The 16,634-nt window shown below is 42.5% G+C and carries 14 protein-coding genes; 8 read left to right on the forward strand and 6 right to left on the reverse strand.

The features are described from left to right. The first annotated feature begins 12 nt into the window (after positions 1-12). Both hemL and N482_RS08195 read left to right on the forward strand, forming a co-directional pair. A complete protein-coding gene (gene hemL, locus N482_RS08190; protein ID WP_063376617.1) occupies positions 13-1,332 on the forward strand; it encodes a glutamate-1-semialdehyde 2,1-aminomutase in 1,320 nt (439 codons plus the stop codon). A 118-nt stretch (positions 1,333-1,450) separates the two neighbouring features. After that, entirely contained in the window at positions 1,451-3,292 is a 1,842-nt protein-coding gene (locus tag N482_RS08195) for a methyl-accepting chemotaxis protein (protein WP_063376572.1), read from the forward strand. 5 nt (positions 3,293-3,297) lie between these two features. On the opposite strand, the gene mrcB is transcribed toward N482_RS08195, so the two are convergent. The 4 genes from mrcB to N482_RS08215 form a co-directional block, all read right to left on the reverse strand. Next, positions 3,298-5,628 carry a penicillin-binding protein 1B gene (mrcB, locus tag N482_RS08200; protein WP_063376573.1) on the reverse strand — a complete coding sequence of 777 codons (2,331 nt, stop codon included), beginning with the start codon at positions 5,626-5,628 and terminating at the stop codon, positions 3,298-3,300. A gap of 117 nt (positions 5,629-5,745) precedes the next feature. Then, the gene (locus N482_RS08205; RefSeq protein ID WP_063373147.1) at positions 5,746-6,975 is read right to left on the reverse strand and encodes an ammonium transporter; all 1,230 of its coding nucleotides are present in this window, start codon (positions 6,973-6,975) and stop codon (positions 5,746-5,748) included. 11 nt (positions 6,976-6,986) lie between these two features. Then, on the reverse strand, positions 6,987-7,325 hold the full coding sequence (locus tag N482_RS08210) for a P-II family nitrogen regulator (RefSeq protein ID WP_063359370.1): 339 nt from the start codon (positions 7,323-7,325) through the stop codon (positions 6,987-6,989). A 131-nt stretch (positions 7,326-7,456) separates the two neighbouring features. Next, positions 7,457-8,725 (reverse strand): response regulator, encoded by a 1,269-nt coding sequence (locus N482_RS08215; protein WP_063376574.1) that lies wholly within the window; start codon positions 8,723-8,725, stop codon positions 7,457-7,459. 247 nt (positions 8,726-8,972) lie between these two features. Between N482_RS08215 and N482_RS08220 the strand changes: the two genes are divergently transcribed. The 5 genes from N482_RS08220 (at position 8,973) to serA (ending at position 13,924) form a co-directional block, all read left to right on the forward strand. Further along, positions 8,973-10,496, forward strand: a complete 1,524-nt coding sequence (locus tag N482_RS08220) for a S10 family peptidase (protein WP_063376575.1) — start codon at positions 8,973-8,975, stop codon at positions 10,494-10,496. 265 nt (positions 10,497-10,761) lie between these two features. Beyond that, positions 10,762-11,298: a hypothetical protein gene (locus tag N482_RS08225; RefSeq protein WP_063376576.1), complete on the forward strand. Its 537-nt coding sequence runs from the start codon at positions 10,762-10,764 to the stop codon at positions 11,296-11,298. Beyond that, positions 11,298-11,930 (forward strand): 5-formyltetrahydrofolate cyclo-ligase, encoded by a 633-nt coding sequence (locus N482_RS08230; protein ID WP_063376577.1) that lies wholly within the window; start codon positions 11,298-11,300, stop codon positions 11,928-11,930. The genes N482_RS08225 and N482_RS08230 overlap by 1 nt, the downstream gene beginning before the upstream one ends. A gap of 98 nt (positions 11,931-12,028) precedes the next feature. Then, a complete protein-coding gene (gene rpiA, locus N482_RS08235; protein ID WP_063376578.1) occupies positions 12,029-12,682 on the forward strand; it encodes a ribose-5-phosphate isomerase RpiA in 654 nt (217 codons plus the stop codon). Positions 12,683-12,694: 12 nt separating this feature from the next. Next, positions 12,695-13,924, forward strand: coding sequence for a phosphoglycerate dehydrogenase (gene serA, locus N482_RS08240; protein WP_063376579.1), 1,230 nt, complete (start codon positions 12,695-12,697; stop codon positions 13,922-13,924). A 120-nt stretch (positions 13,925-14,044) separates the two neighbouring features. On the opposite strand, the gene mdh is transcribed toward serA, so the two are convergent. Next, positions 14,045-14,980: a malate dehydrogenase gene (gene mdh, locus N482_RS08245; RefSeq protein WP_063376580.1), complete on the reverse strand. Its 936-nt coding sequence runs from the start codon at positions 14,978-14,980 to the stop codon at positions 14,045-14,047. Between the two features lie 242 nt (positions 14,981-15,222). Here mdh and argR point away from each other — a divergent pair, with 242 nt between their 5' ends. Continuing rightward, a complete protein-coding gene (argR, locus tag N482_RS08250; protein WP_063376581.1) occupies positions 15,223-15,690 on the forward strand; it encodes a transcriptional regulator ArgR in 468 nt (155 codons plus the stop codon). 3 nt (positions 15,691-15,693) lie between these two features. Here argR and N482_RS08255 read toward each other — a convergent pair whose 3' ends face one another. Continuing rightward, on the reverse strand, positions 15,694-16,620 hold the full coding sequence (locus N482_RS08255; RefSeq protein ID WP_063376582.1) for a Dyp-type peroxidase: 927 nt from the start codon (positions 16,618-16,620) through the stop codon (positions 15,694-15,696). Between the last annotated feature and the right edge of the window lie 14 nt (positions 16,621-16,634).

Genomic DNA, 16,634 nt, shown 5'->3' on the forward strand with positions numbered 1-16,634 from the left:
AAAGGACACATTATGACAATTAGCCAGAATTTATTTGAGCGTGCCCAAACTTCTATCCCTGGTGGTGTAAACTCGCCAGTTAGAGCTTTTAATGGTGTCGGTGGTACACCTTTGTTCATCACAAAAGCTGAAGGCCCTTTTACTTTTGATGCTGATAATAATCGCTACATTGATTACGTAGGTTCTTGGGGGCCAATGATCCTTGGGCATAATCACCCTGAAATAAAGCAAGCGGTGCTAGATGCAGTTGAAAATGGTTTAAGCTACGGAGCGCCAACAGAGACTGAAATTCTAATGGCTGAGAAAGTGAAGGAGCTAGTACCTTCAATAGAAAAAGTGCGAATGGTTAGCTCAGGCACCGAAGCTACAATGAGTGCAATTCGTCTTGCACGCGGCTTCACAGGCAGAGATAAAATTCTCAAGTTTGAAGGCTGTTACCATGGTCATGCAGACTCACTTCTAGTAAAAGCAGGTTCAGGTGCACTGACCATGGGAGTACCGAATTCTCCTGGGATCCCAGCTGACTTTGCCAAGCATACCCTGACAGTATCTTTTAACAACTTGGATGAAGTCAAAGCGATTTTTGAACAGTATAAAGATCAAATTGCCTGTGTTATTGTTGAACCTGTAGCAGGAAACATGAACTGTATTCCACCGGTAGAAGGTTTCTTGGAAGGTTTACGTTCAGTGTGTACCGACCATAAATCTGTCCTAATTTTTGATGAAGTTATGACTGGTTTTAGAGTCGCACTTGGTGGCGCGCAGCAATACTACAACATCGAACCAGACCTTACATGCTTGGGTAAAGTGATTGGCGGTGGTATGCCTGTCGGCGCATTTGGTGGCAAACAAGAGATTATGGATTTCATTGCACCTGTTGGACCTGTGTACCAAGCTGGTACTTTATCTGGTAACCCAATTGCTATGGCGGCAGGACTAAAAGCACTAGAACTACTAGCTGAATCCGGATTACATGAAGCACTTGAGGCAAAATCTAAAGCGCTGTGTGTAGGCTTCCAAGCTGCTGCTGAAAAGCATAATATTCCGCTGACAACGAACTACGCAGGTGGTATGTTCGGTTTCTTCTTTACTTCAGCAGAACGCGTGGACAGCTATCAACAAGCTACGGAATGCGACTTAGATAAATTCAAACGCTTCTTCCACTTGATGCTTGAAGAAGGTGTTTACCTTGCACCATCTGCGTTTGAAGCTGGCTTTGTAAGCACCATGCATAGCGAGCAAGATATCGAAGAGACAATTCAAGCTGCAGACCGCGCTTTTGCGAAACTGGCGCTTAACAGCCACTTTCAAGCTGAAGCAGGCAAAAAATAATCAAATAAAAGCCCTATAAGGGCTTTTTTTCACTCACAAAAAAAAATATCAATTCTTTGAACTATTCTTTGTATTAACAAGGTCTTTATTTCGTGACTCAATAACAAAGAATTAAATTATGACAGGACTCAGATCAGTTTGTAGCCCCGCCATTGCGTTTATGGCGCAGTTAAAATACAAAACAAAAATCAGCTTAGTCTTTGGTATTCTTATTTTACCACTGGCACTCAGTTTATTTTTCTTGAATTCCACATTGACGCATTCAATTGAGGTCAGCAAACAGCAGCAGCAAGGGTTAAACCTGTACCCCAAATTACTTGAAAATATCATCAATAACCGTCAAAGTGAAAATCAACAAATACTGGCCCGCAGTGGTTTGATGGTAAATAGCCAAGCATCAAACACGCCTTTGGAGCAGGTATCAATTGCATCTAAGCTTGCCATAGATAATGACCTGAGTCGCTCTTACCTCAACCGCTCCTTGGTGGAGTCGCTGCCCAAGTTGGTATATCAAGTCAATAGCATTGCTGAGCAGGCAAACGCTATTATTGCCAGAGGTCGATTTACCCCTGATTCATTTATCGCCTTGTCTAACCTCAATAAAGCCTTGCCTATCGTGAAAGGCCAACTTCTAGACAAGCTCGAAGTCGCCACACTGGAAAATAACCACGTAAAAGCGCAAGTATCTGAGCAGGTGGATACTTTAAATAGGGCATTAGATAGTTATCAGCTAGCTATTCGTACAAAGCTACTCGAGCCCGATGATATTGAATTAAGTGCAGCAGCTTTCACCAGTGCTCATCAAGATGTACAAAGAAAAACACGTACACTCGTAGAAGTCGCCTTGCCAACCCTAAGAAGCCTTTTGCAAGAAAAGCTTGAGCAAGAACAGATGATTCGAAATGTTGTCGCTACTGCCTCAATTATTAGTTTATTAGTGGCACTGTATTTAATGCTAGGTTTTTACTTTGCTGTAGTCGACACCATTTCAGAGTTTTCTGTTTCAGCCCAAAAAGCGGCTCAAGGAGATTTACGAGCGAAAGCACAGTCTCAAGGGGATGACGAATTAAATGACATTGTAGCTCAGTATAACCGTGTGCTAGATGCTTTTATTGAGCTTTTGGGAGATGTACACAATACTTCCAGTGATTTGCACAATGCGACTGACAAGCTTAGCCACATTAGCCAGGACACCCGTCATGATGTCGAGCAGCAGCAAATAAAGATAACTGGGATCCACACTGCCTTGTCTGACATGGCTAACGCCGCAGATGCCGTTGAAAACTCCGCTCAACATGCCACGGAATTAGCAAGCACCGCGGCTGAGCAAGTCAAGCAGGGTAGTATTAATACAACCGAGCTCGCACAACATATGACAGTATTGCAGCAAGAGTTTGAAGAAAGCAGGCAAGCGCTTGATAAGCTAGCTCAAGATAGTCAAAACATCAGTAAAGTAAGCCTAGGGATCAGCGAAATTGCGGAACAAACTAACCTACTTGCATTGAACGCTGCTATAGAAGCGGCTCGCGCAGGTGAGCAAGGTCGTGGCTTTGCGGTTGTTGCTGACGAAGTTCGTACTCTGGCAAAACGGACCCAGCAACAAACTGAGGAGATCCATTCAATCATCAAGTCTCTGCAAAACGCATCTAATGACACGCAGCAAAAAATGCTCAGTAGTGTTGAAAAAATGGAGCGCGGTGTGACTGCTGCGACCGAGACCAATGCCATTTTGAGTGCAGCAGAACAAAGTATGACAGACATTGATCAACAAGGTCATGTAATTAGGGAGCTTGTTCAACAACAGACTCAGGCTACTCAACAAGCGTTATCAGAGTCCAGTGAAATCAGCTCTCTGGCCGAACACACGCTGGGTAGCGCTGAGGCAACCCAAGACGATGCCCACCAGCTGAGTAACATGGCCGCTCATTTAAAGTCAGCCATGAGTCAATTTAGAACCTAATATAACTAGTTACATTTTGGTTTTGGGTCAAACAATTCAGCTCTTAGTGGGAGCTGAATTGTTGGTCCGCAGTGTGGTGCAGCCTGTTTACCAGTTTGTTTGTTGACGAATGCCCAGCGAATGCCCTCTGGTCTCTCATCTGCGATTGCTTGTGGGTTAAGAGGTTTAAGGTAGCGGATATATAGCTCCAGCGCTCCCCTTCCCCCTGTCAATTTAGCTGGTTTGTTATCGTCTCTTCCAATCCATGTTACAGTCACTGTATTATGATCAAAACCCGCAAACCAACTGTCTCTTAGGTCATTACTAGTGCCCGTTTTCCCCGCTAATTGTATTGCGGGAAAGTGCTGATTAAGTCGTTTGCCCGTTCCACTTTTTGTTACCCTTTTTAAGCCATAATTGGTCATATAAACTGAAGCGGGATCAAACCGCGGAGCTTTTTCGGGTTGGTGTTTGTAAAGTATTCTGCCAGTGGCATCAGTAATAGCAGAGATACTAGTCAATGCACTAAAGCGACCATTTGCCGCCATCGTGGTATACATTTGTGCAACGTCAAAACTAGATAGCTCCACTGCACCCAGTAACATAGACGGGTAAGTAGGTATATTTCCCGCTACACCTAACTCTGTTATTGTATTCGCAACCTCATGGACACCAACATCTAATCCTAAGTTAACCGCTGGAATGTTTAAGCTTTCACTAAAAGCACGATATAGCGGTACTTGCCCTCTAAATTTATGATCAAAATTTTCAGGAGCCCATGTTTTACCCGCCGCATTCGTGACTTGCAGTGGTGAATCATCTACCAATGAGCCTAAATTGTAGTCCTGCTGCAGCGCAGTTAAATAGATAGCAGGTTTCACCAATGAACCAACGCTGCGCTTTGTATCCAACACCCGGTTAAAACCAGAGAAACGCATTTGTCTTCCTGAGACCAGAGCTGAAACCCCTGACTTTTCGGTATTGACTGACAACATTGCCACCTCTAATCCTGAGGTGTTAAAACGTCTCTCCAAATATGGTAACCCTGAGGTTATGGCCTCTTCCATCGCACTTTGCTTTTGTAGCTCAAAATAGGTAAATATCCTTACCCCTGCATGAATAACATCTTTATTTGGAACAATTTTTTTCATCTCGCGATTCACTAGTTCTAAATAGCCAGGATATGATTGAAGTAGGCTCTCTTTTAATGGCTGGACCTCAATTTTGCGATCTAATGCACTGCGATACTCTGTGGTAGTAATAATACCATTTTCAGCCATCAGTCTTAAAACTAGGTCTCGGCGCTCCATCGTTCGTTCTGTATAGCGCCTTGGGTTATAATACGACGGCCCTTTGACCATGGCCACTAACAGGGCGACCTGATCAAATTCGAGTTCATCGACCGGCTTGGCAAAGTAAAATTCTGAGGCAAGGCCCATGCCATGAACCCCTTGGTTGTATGCCTGACCTAAATACACTTCATTTAAATAGGCCTCGAGGATCTCGTCTTTACTGTATCGATAGTCTAGTATTAGCGCGATAAATGCTTCATTGATTTTGCGCACCAAAGAACGTTCACGAGTCAAGTAAAAGTTCTTTGCCAATTGTTGAGTGAGTGTACTACCACCTTGTACAGTGCGCCCTGCTCTAATATTGCTATAAAGTGCACGCATGATTGACCACAAAGACACACCATGATGTTCGTAAAAATTGCGGTCTTCAACAACTAACAAAGCTTCTTTCAAAACATTGGGAAACTTACTCAATGGTACAAACTCTCGGTCTTGGTTGGTTTCGTTACCAATGCGTGCAATTTGCACAGGTTCAAGCCTAGCGGTAGCTACTCTTCTTCCACCTTTATCTACAATACTCGCAAGCTTTTTACCAGCAAAGTTAAGCATGAATTCAGTAGCAACTTCATTACCTTCATAAAACTCAAACGCACGACGATAAACAGTAATAGTGCGACCCTGAACAAGATATTGACCGGTACGTTTAATGCGATTCACTCGGGAGTAGTTAAGTCGTTCAAGTTCCCAAATTACTTCATCTTCAGATAAGTATTGATCAGGGTGAAATGTCATCGCACGTGCGTAAACTTGTACCGGTAACTGCCATTTATTTCCCTCAAACTGTTTGCTCACTTTGGCGTCAAGATAAATAACGTACAGTGCAACGGCACAACAGACTGCCAAGCCGCCTTTCCAAAACAAAGACCATAGTGTTTTCAAAAGTTGAGACTTAAAATGACTAAGGCGCTGTTTAAAAGAAGGTGACGACGTTTTCGATTTAGAAGGTTTTCGAGTTGCTTTTTTAGGCTTGGATTTGGCACCGGTAGTACGTTTTTTATCTGACATGTACCTATACAATTTTCGCTGTATTTTCAATGATGCTAGATTAACGTAGATTAACCGCCACTGAAACTAAAAAAGCGAGCTTAAGCTCGCTTTTCTATCGTTTAGTGGTTTAGTGGTTTAGTGGTTGCGAATTGTCACAAACTCCGGATAAGCATCAACACCGCAATCGTGCTGGTCCATACCGCTGAGTTCTTCTTCCTCACTTACTCTGATCCCCATGGTTGCTTTGAGCGCAGCCCATACTAAGTAAGATGTAACAAAGACAAAGCCTAAAATTGTCAGTAACCCAATCAACTGCGTCATAAAGCTCGCGTCGCTGTTTGAGAAAGGCACCATCATTACCCCAAGGCAACCACACACACCATGAACCGAAATCGCGCCAACAGGATCATCGATTTTCAATTTATCTAATCCAACGATACTAAACACAACTAAACTCCCTCCAAGTGCACCCAAGATACACGCCAACATAGGCGTTGGTGATGCTGGCTCAGCAGTAATAGTCACTAAACCGGCAAGCGCACCATTTAAAATCATAGTCAGATCCGCTTTGCCCCACATAATTTTGCACACAAGCAGTGCAGCTATGGCACCCGCTGCTGCTGCGGCATTAGTATTGAGCATAATTTGACTCACAGCAACTGCATTTTCTTTATCTGCCAAAAACAACTGTGAGCCGCCATTAAAGCCAAACCACCCCATCCAAAGGATAAATGTGCCAAGTGTTGCCAAAGGTAAATTTGAGCCCGGAATTGGGTAGATTTCTCCGTGTTTACCATACTTACCTTTACGTGCTCCTAATAACAATACTCCAGCCAGCGCAGCCGCTGCGCCTGCACCATGGACTATGGCTGAACCGGCAAAGTCCACAAAGCCAAGCTCTGACAAAAACCCAGCTCCCCAAGTCCAATAACCTTCTATTGGATAAATAACCCCAGTCAGCACCACCGCAAAAAGTAAAAACGCCCAAAGCTTCATCCGCTCTGCTACTGCTCCGGATACAATTGACATAGCGGTAGCAACAAAGACAACTTGGAAAAAGAAATCAGACTCTAATGCATGATCAGCGTCAGTTGCCGCCTCACCAATGAGCGCACCAAAACTAGGCACAAACCCACCCTCTGAATTACCGACATACATTATGTTATAGCCGATAAGCAAATACATGGTGCATGCGATGGCATACAACGCGATGTTCTTAGTCAAAATCTCTGTGGTGTTTTTTGACCTAACCAACCCAGCTTCTAACATGGCAAAGCCAGCTGCCATCCACATTACTAAAACGCCAGAAATTAAAAAGTAGAAAGTATTGAGCGAGAATTGTAGTTCTATTATTGCATTGTCCATCGTCTATCCCCTTAAATCGCTTCTTCGTCTAGTTCACCTGTGCGGATCCGAACGATTTGTTCCAGGTCATACACAAATATTTTGCCATCACCTATTTTTCCGGTGTTGGCTGCCTTTGCTAACGTATCCACGACTCGCTGACAGTTTTCGCTGTGCGTGGCTATTTCCAGCTTGATTTTGGGAATGAAGTCAACTTGATACTCAGCGCCTCGGTATAGCTCGGTATGTCCTCTTTGTCGACCAAAGCCTTTTACATCGACCACAGTCATGCCTTCTATACCTAGATCACCAAGTGCTTCTCTAACTTCGTCAAGTTTAAACGGTTTGATAATTGCACTTATCATTTTCATTGTTGGCCTCCAAAGGAGTCTTTTTCCTGTTGATGATGACAGGATCAATCCAACGATTATGCCAAAATAATAAAGCTCTATTTTTCAGGTAGGTAGGATAATCAGGTGTTAAAATTGGAGAAAAAGCGCACTTATATGGTGCACTTTTCAATTGCTTGATGTGAATTGGTGCAGGCTGCCATCGCGCAATTTCGGCCTTGTGCTTTCGCTCGATAAAGTGCTTGATCCGCGTGTCTCATCACTTCGCTTAACGTGGCATATTCACACTTTGCAATACCGATACTCAAAGTACAATGTAATGCTTCGCCTTCTATGTAAAAGATATTGTCCGCAAAACGCGATCTAAAGTTGTCAAAAATTGCGCCTGCCTCCTCTAAACTGTCACCAGGTAGCAACACGGCAAACTCTTCGCCCCCGACTCGCGAAACTAAACAGTCCCCGAATGATTGGTTTAGTAGCTCAGCAACCTGAGTTAACACACTATCGCCACCTAAGTGACCATATTTGTCATTGATCTCTTTAAACAAATCGAGATCTAGCAATGCCAAACAGCTTGGCAACGGACCATTTTTTAGTGCTTTGTCCATGTGTTGACAAAAATAACGGCGATTATAAAGCCCCGTTAAGTAGTCTCTGTGTGCATAATCTTTAATGTCTGCAATCAAGTTAAGTTGTTCCATGGTCTGCATGACACGACAGTGGAATTCCTCATTCATGAAAGGTTTCATAAGGAAATCGTTTGCACCATACTTTATAAACTTTGCAGACAAGCCATGCGTGCCAGCTCCTGACAAGCCAACGATAGCTAGGTCGTCACGCCCTCTAAAATTACGCACAGCTTTAACCAGCTCAAAGCCATCCATCGTAGGCATGGCGTAGTCCGTTAATAACAGTTTGATATCGTAATCAGATTTAAGCATAGTAAGTGCTTGCTCACCATCTTGAGCTTCAAAAACAGTGAAAAGCTGTTTTTCTAGCATCTGGCGCATAACTGCTCGACTAATCATTGAGTCATCAGCAATAAGCGCCTTGCATCCTTGATTTCGCAGCAACCTCGAAACCAATTTTATGGCATACAAATAGGAATCACGATTATCTTTTATAACATAGTCAACCACGCCCATTTCAAGCATCTGTTGGCGGCTATATTCATCAATCTTCGATGTCAATACAACTGTGGGAACATTGTGGCTCAGAGTGAGCTGAACAACTTCAGCATCCATGGCATCCGGCAATGTAAGATCCACCAAGGCCAAAGTGTAGCGAGTGTTTTTAAGTAGCGCCTTACTTTCCTTGAGAGACCAAGCAAAATCTAATTCGACATTTAAGTGTTGTGATGCCAAATGACGCAAGATCTGTTGAACGACCTTACTATCTTCGACAATTAATACTCTTTGCATGGAAAAAATCTCTAATGACTACAACTGGGTAAGCAGATAAACAAGAATTTAACAGAGCTAAATACTTTCATACTACAGACATAAGGATGAAATATACGCGAATTTTATGACAAAAAAAACAAGCTGTGGCGTTAATTCGTGAACAAATTGTAATGAACTACAAATATTGCGATTTAGTCTCATTAACTTTGAAAAAAACACAAGAAAAGCCTTAAATAAATGCTCAAAGTGAATATTGAGGATCCTCATGACTGCTGTACCCAAAATCTTATCAGGTTTACTGCTAATTTGCATCAGTGCAACAAGTGTCGCTAACAGTCTAAAACCAGAAAAACTAAGTTTCGACATTGATCACACTGTTGTGACAAAACACAAAGCAACTATAAACGGGGAAAGATTAAACTATACCGTCTCAACTGGGATGCAACCTTTATGGGATAATGAAGGGAATCCTGTTGCGTCTCTTCACTATACTTATTATAAAAAAGACAAAGTAAAAGATATTGCTAAAAGACCTTTACTAATCTCTTTTAACGGTGGCCCAGGTTCTGCGTCGGTGTGGATGCATATTGCATATACGGGCCCACGAGTGCTAAAAATTGATGATGAAGGCTACCCTCTTCAGCCTTATGGCCTCAAAGACAACCCATATTCTGTGCTTGATACCACTGATATCGTGTTTGTAAATCCGGTTAATACTGGGTATTCTCGTGTGCTACCAAACCAAGAAGGTAAAATGCCAAGTAAAAAGAGCCAGCAAGAGCGCTTTTTTGGTGTCAATGCAGATATCAAGTATTTAGCACAGTGGCTGAACACCTTTATCAATCGACATGGCCGTGCCCTTTCACCTAAATTTCTAATTGGTGAAAGTTACGGCACTACACGTGTTTCAGGTCTAGCCCATGAGCTGCAAAACAGCCAATGGATGTATCTTAATGGCGTAATACTCGTCTCACCAACCGACATTGGAATTAAGCGCCAAGGCCCCGTAGATGTTGTAAATAGGCTACCTTACTTCGCTGCTACAGCGTGGTATCACAAAGCGCTCTCGAGTGACTTACAAAACAAAGATCTACTGGAAGTACTTGAAGAAGTTGAGCAATATACATTAGACAAGTACTTACCAGCCCTTGCTAAAGGAGCAATGATAAGCGCAGCTGAGAAACAAGCTGTTATCCAGAAAGTCGCGAAATACAGTGGTTTGTCAGAAAAGTTTGTAGCGCAAAATAATTTGGATATTCCGACATCTGCATTTTGGAAAGAACTGCTCCGTGATCAAGAACTCACAGTGGGAAGGCTAGATTCACGCTATCTTGGTATTGATAAACGTTCAGCAGGCGAAAAACCAGACTACTGGCCAGAGCTCACATCTTGGTTGCACTCATTTACACCCGCAATTAATCACTACTTTCGTCATGAATTAAATTACAAAACAGACATAAAGTACAATATGTTTGGCCCTGTTCGCCCTTGGGATAGAACTAATAACAACGTTGGTGAGCAATTACGCTTAGCAATGGCACAAAACCCCTATTTACACGTCATGGTTCAGTCGGGCTACTACGATGGTGCAACAAACTACTTTGATGGTAAATACAATTTGTGGCATCTAGACCCTAGCGGAAAAATGAAAGATAGATTGAGCTTTAAAGGGTATCGTTCTGGGCACATGATGTACTTACGTTACGAGGACTTAAGGCTATCAAATAATGATCTACGCGCCTTCATAAAAAATGCTTTACCAGCAGCGGGGGACGCCGCTAAATATTAATCGTATAGAGTTCCAACCATATAAAGCCAGACGCCCCGAGTCTGGCTTTATTATTACTCAATATGTAAATAGAAAAACAACTGGTAACTGTGTAGCTAATCATCCCTCATAAAGTCGAATCCCTCCCTGTTTTAACAAGGCCACTCACCGTTTAATCTGGTATCTTCTGCGTCCATGCAGATGCTCAAGCCATTCCAAGATTTAATCAATGCTTGTCATGATTTTTTGGGTATACTCAACATATTAGAATAAGTAAGGGATCAATATGAGTGATCAATATCGTGTAACCTTTGTTGGATTTGACGCTGATACGGATGGACAAAATGCCATCGAAAGACTCGCTATGAAACTCGGCGTGCCGAAACAAAAGGTAGAAGCTTTTACCCAAGGCAAGTTTCTCTTTGGCATTTCGGATAAAAGTAAATGCCTGAAGCAAGCGAAGCTGTTAGCAATTTACGGTCTTCAAAGCAAAATTCAAGAAGTACCATCAAGCTCTCATACTGCGAACAATAATGCCGCCAATGAGCGAGTGTTTGAAGCTTTAGACTACATCACTAGTAGTTTGATCAGAATAGAAGAAAAGCTTGAAGAGTTAGAGCAGCGTATAGATGGACAACAAAAAACGGATGACGACAAAGAAGAAGAACAGTGGCAAAGCGATGACCTTTTTGATGAATTGGATTTAGACTCAGACCCCAAGCCCAAATCCAAAAAGCTATTATACACCCTACTATCTATCTTGTTTGTTTTACTGATTGTTTTAGGCTTTAGCTTAGCTTTTCCAGAAATGGTTCAATTCTAATGAAAGAAAATTCAAGTTCACAATCAAAAAAAGCTCATGTTCGTAAAGAAATTCGTGTTGAGGTCAGGAAATGTAGAAACAAACTAGATGAAAATTTTCAAACCCAAGCTGAACTTGACCTATGCATGAATTTTATTCAACACGAAAAACCGCCTTGCAACGCCGCTATTGGCATCTATTTACCCAATGACGGAGAAGTAAGAACAAACCTTTTAATTCAAAGACTTTGGAGAGATAATCATCACGTATACCTACCTGTAATACACCCTTTTAGCGGCACTCATTTGCTCTTTCAAAAATATGAGAAAAACTCAACCATGAAAGAGAATCGCTATGCTATCTTAGAACCTAAATTAGATTGCAGTGAAATCTGCCCAATTGCGCAGCTCGATATCTTATTCATGCCACTCGTGGCTTTTGATGATAATGGAAATCGACTCGGAATGGGAGGTGGTTACTATGATAGGACGTTGGCGACTTATTATGCTCAAAGCTGGTCAAAACCAAAATTAATCGGGCTTGCTCATGACTGCCAAAAAGTGAATGAGCTCCCCATTGAAGCTTGGGATGTACCATTGCCAGCCATTCTAACACCAACAAATTTCTATCAATGGCCAAGCCATCAAAAATGACTAAAAAATAGCACATGCTTTCGGCCTTTATTGACATGCAATTTAAGTGTTTAAGCGTATAATCCCCTCTTAATTAAGTACAAAAAAGTGATTACGTTATGACACAAGATGAAATGAAAAAAGCGGCAGCATGGGCTGCACTCGAGCACGTCAACGAAAATACAATTGTTGGAGTCGGTACCGGTTCAACTGTAAATCATTTTATTGATGCGCTAGGCAGTATTAAAGATGACATCAAAGGTGCAGTTTCTAGTTCTGAAGCATCGACTGAGAAACTGAAAGCGCTTGGTATTGAAGTATATGAATTAAATGATGTTGCTCAGCTAGACGTTTATGTGGATGGTGCAGATGAAATAAATCCACAAGGCCATATGATAAAAGGCGGTGGTGCAGCATTGACTCGAGAAAAAATCGTTGCCGCTGTTGCAGAAAAGTTTGTCTGTATTGTCGATGAAAGTAAGCATGTAGATACATTAGGTACTTTCCCATTGCCAGTAGAGGTTATTCCTATGGCACGCAGCTATGTTGCGCGAGAACTACTAAAGCTTGGTGGTGATCCGGTTTATCGACAAGGTGTAATTACCGACAATGGCAACGTCATTTTAGATGTACATGGGTTAAACATCACTGAGCCAGAAGCACTAGAAGAACAAATAAATCAAATCGTAGGTGTTGTTACCAACGGACTGTTTGCTCACCGTGGTGCCAACACTGTTATTACTGGGACTCCGCAAGGTCCGCAAACTAGGTAACAGGAATGAGTCATGAGTAAGGTATCTTTGTCAAAAGATAAAATCAGAATTTTATTGTTAGAGGGCGTGCACCAAAGCGCCGTTGAAACGCTAAAGCGCAATGGGTATAGCAATATTGAATACCTCAAGACATCGCTACCTGAAAATGAACTTATTGAGCGGATCCGCCAAGTCCATTTCATCGGGATCCGCTCCCGTACTCACCTCTCTGAGAATGTTCTAAACGCAGCAGAAAAATTAGTGGCTATAGGCTGCTTCTGTATCGGCACGAATCAAGTTGACTTAGACTCAGCAAAGCGCAAAGGAATTGCTGTTTTTAATGCGCCTTTTTCAAATACTCGCTCGGTTGCAGAGCTCGTACTCGGCGAGATTTTACTGTTATTTCGTGGCATTCCGAAACGAAACGCAATGGCGCACAGAGGCAAGTGGTTAAAATCAGCAATAGGCTCATATGAAGCAAGGGGCAAAACATTAGGTATTATTGGCTACGGGCATATCGGTACTCAGCTTGGTATCATGGCTGAAAATATCGGTATGAAGGTAGAGTTTTATGATATCGAAGATAAGTTAACTCTAGGTAACGCCCAACAAGTGCAAAACCTTACGCAGCTGCTTCAACGCGCAGATGTTATAAGTCTTCATGTTCCAGAAACACCCCAAACTAAAAACCTCATTGGTATGGCCGAAATTGAGGTTATGAAGCAAGGTGCAATCTTAATAAATGCATCTAGAGGCACGGTTGTAGATATCGATGCGCTCGCAGAAGCCTTACAGCACGAAAAACTGGCTGGCGCTGCAATTGATGTTTTTCCTGTCGAGCCAAAATCTAATGATGAAGAGTTTGTTTCTCCATTAAGAGAGTTTGATAACGTCATTCTAACGCCACACGTAGGTGGCTCTACCCAAGAAGCGCAGGAAAACATCGGTATCGAGGTTGCTGGCAAGCTCACTAAATACTCTGATAATGGTTCAACAGTAACTGCTGTAAACTTCCCAGAGGTTTCGTTGCCAGAGTTATCAAATCGTAGCCGACTACTTCATGTGCACGAAAATAGACCTGGCGTGCTGACCCAAATTAACCAAGCATTTGCCCAGCACGGTATTAATATAGCAGCTCAGTATCTACAAACAGACGATTGTATTGGTTACGTAGTGATTGACGTAGACAGCGACCACTCCGAAGTTGCGCTAAAAGAATTAAGCGCTGTTGAAGGTACAATAAGGGCTAGGATTCTACATTAATTACAGCTTAATAATCGACTTTGAAAAACCGGCCTTCGCCGGTTTTTTGTACTGGAGATCGCGTCAATAAAAAAGCAGCTTATAAAGCTGCTTTTAACAATCTCAGGTGTCATTCAGGCATTAAGCCATGAAGTCAACGCCTTCTTTGATATCTTTTTCAAGTGTTGCAAGCATATCATCTTTTGCTTTTTGCTCAAACGCACTTAGTTCACCGTAAGGTAGAAGCTCTTCTACACCGTTTTTACCTAGGCGAATTGGTTGCGCGAAGAACTCTGCATCACCAGTGTTACCTTCAACGTATGCGTACTCTAGTACATTTTCTTCACCTTGAAGACCTTTAACTAGAGAGAAGCAGAAACGTGCTGCTGCGGCACCCATTGAAAGTGTAGCTGAACCGCCACCCGCTTTCGCTTCAACAACTTCAGTACCAGCGTTTTGAATACGCTTAGTAAGAGAAGCAACTTCTTCGTCAGTGAACTCAACACCTTCAACTTGTGAAAGTAAAGGTAGGATAGTTGTACCAGAGTGACCACCTATAACCGGAATTTTCACTTCTGAAACGTCAAGACCTTTAAGCTCTGCAATGAAAGTCTCAGCACGAATAACGTCAAGTGTTGTTACACCGAATACGCGAGCAGCGTCATAAGTACCTGCTTTTTTGAATACTTCGCGAACGATTGGAACAGTGCCGTTTACCGGGTTTGTAATGATACCAACAAACGCCTTAGGACAGTTTTTAACGATACCTTCAGCTAGAGTTCTAACAATGCTCGCATTTACATTGAATAGATCCGCACGGTCCATACCAGGCTTACGTGGCATACCAGCCGGGATCAATACGATATCAGCACCAGCTAGAGCAGGGTCTAAATCGTCTTTACCGTAACCCGCTACTTTAACAGCAGTTGGGATGTGAGAAAGATCCACTGCAACACCAGGAACAACAGGTGCAACATCATATAGTGCTAGCTCAGAGCCCGCAGGTAAACCGTTTTTAAGCAAAAGTGATAACGCTTGACCGATACCACCAGCGGCACCTAATACAGCAACTTTCATTATAATTCTCCATATATTGAAGGTAGGAATTTTGTGTGCTGTAAAGATAATGAAAAGCGCGAGCAAAGACAAATTTATCCGCGTTATTTTCGAGATTTTTTCGACTATAGTTGTAAACAACGGAAAACTGTTAAGCAAATTCACTTTACGATACAGCATGAAAATTACTCTGGCGTGAAAATTTGGGTAACGGTGTCGATTTGTGTAAAATCGACTAACCAAACAAGAAAGAAGAGATGTATATGCAAGCGCAAGAGAAACAAGAAGCTTTAGTTAGAGCCTTTAAAGCCTTATTAAGAGAAGAAAACTTTGGTTCTCAAGGCGAAATCGTTGATGCACTCAAAGATCAAGGCTTTGATAATGTTAGTCAAAGTAAAGTTTCGCGCATGTTAAGTAAGTTTGGCGCTGTTCGTACTCGTAATGCAAAACAAGAAATGGTTTATTGCCTTCCTGCCGAAATGGGAGTACCGACAGCAAAAAGCCCATTGCGACAACTGGTTATCGATATCATGCATAATGAAATGATGATTATTATCCGCACCAGCCCGGGGGCTGCACAACTTATAGCGAGACTGCTAGATTCGCTGGGTAGTGCTGATGGAGTACTGGGTACTATTGCTGGGGATGACACAATTTTTATTGCACCAGCTAAAATTTCAGAGATTGATGCCACGCTTGAAAAAGTTAAAACGCTGTTTGACAACGTGTAAGCATTAACCTTCTATATTCTGCGCCATCTGACTTAAAAACTGGAGTGATGGCGCGAAAAAAGCGGCTCCCATATCGGCTTCTGAATAGTCTAGTAATGGGTCATAGCACTCTTGGCCGGACAACAGTCCAAAACGACTCATCAGCACCGTTTCGAAGGCGTTTCCGTGTGCTGAGCAACTTAAACTAATACTTCCCTGCTCAAATACATCTCCAAACGGCATACTCTGATCGAGTAATAAAACCAATCCATTTGCGTCTTTGATCTCTACTCTACTTGCATGGCTAAAGGCAACTTTTGGCTCGATCAGGTGATTGTCTAGTCGTGTTCGGCCCATAAGAGTTTCTTGATCCGTAACCGGTAACTGCTGCCAACGCGCTAAGTCAAACTTTACACGTTGAATGTGAATATAACTGCCCTGATGATCAAGCCCTTGTGGGCTGTCTACTAACGCAACTTGCCTTTTAAAGCGACCATGAGGAGTCTCACTGCCATAAATAAAGCCATTAAAATTGCGCCCATCCAAAAACCGAAAGCCGCGCACATGGGCTACTAGCTCAACATACCCTGAAAGCATATGAATAACACTTTGTGCAAATAAGTGGTTCACATCTTCTCGGTCTGAACGAATCACATACAATAGATCAAATGGTTGACTGTGAATTAGGTGTTCGGATGACTTTATGTGCGGGAAGCTTTTTAATTCTGGAGGAATAAATTCAGGGTAAATGTGTGGCCAATATTGCGCTCCTACTGCAACAAAGCTGCTTAACATCGACTCCGAAAAGCGATCACTGAGCTCGTCTTGAAGCCGCCCAACCTGCGCCAACGTAGCCCTAACAGCCTCATCTTGGCCTTCAAGTACGTTGAAAAATAAGTGTAAACCATGCAAATTTGCTTCTGCACATACGCCAGATTGAGGCTGAGCCATCGCTTTTCCCTATT

The organism is Pseudoalteromonas luteoviolacea NCIMB 1942 (genome assembly GCF_001625595.1).
Lineage (GTDB): Bacteria > Pseudomonadota > Gammaproteobacteria > Enterobacterales > Alteromonadaceae > Pseudoalteromonas > Pseudoalteromonas luteoviolacea_A.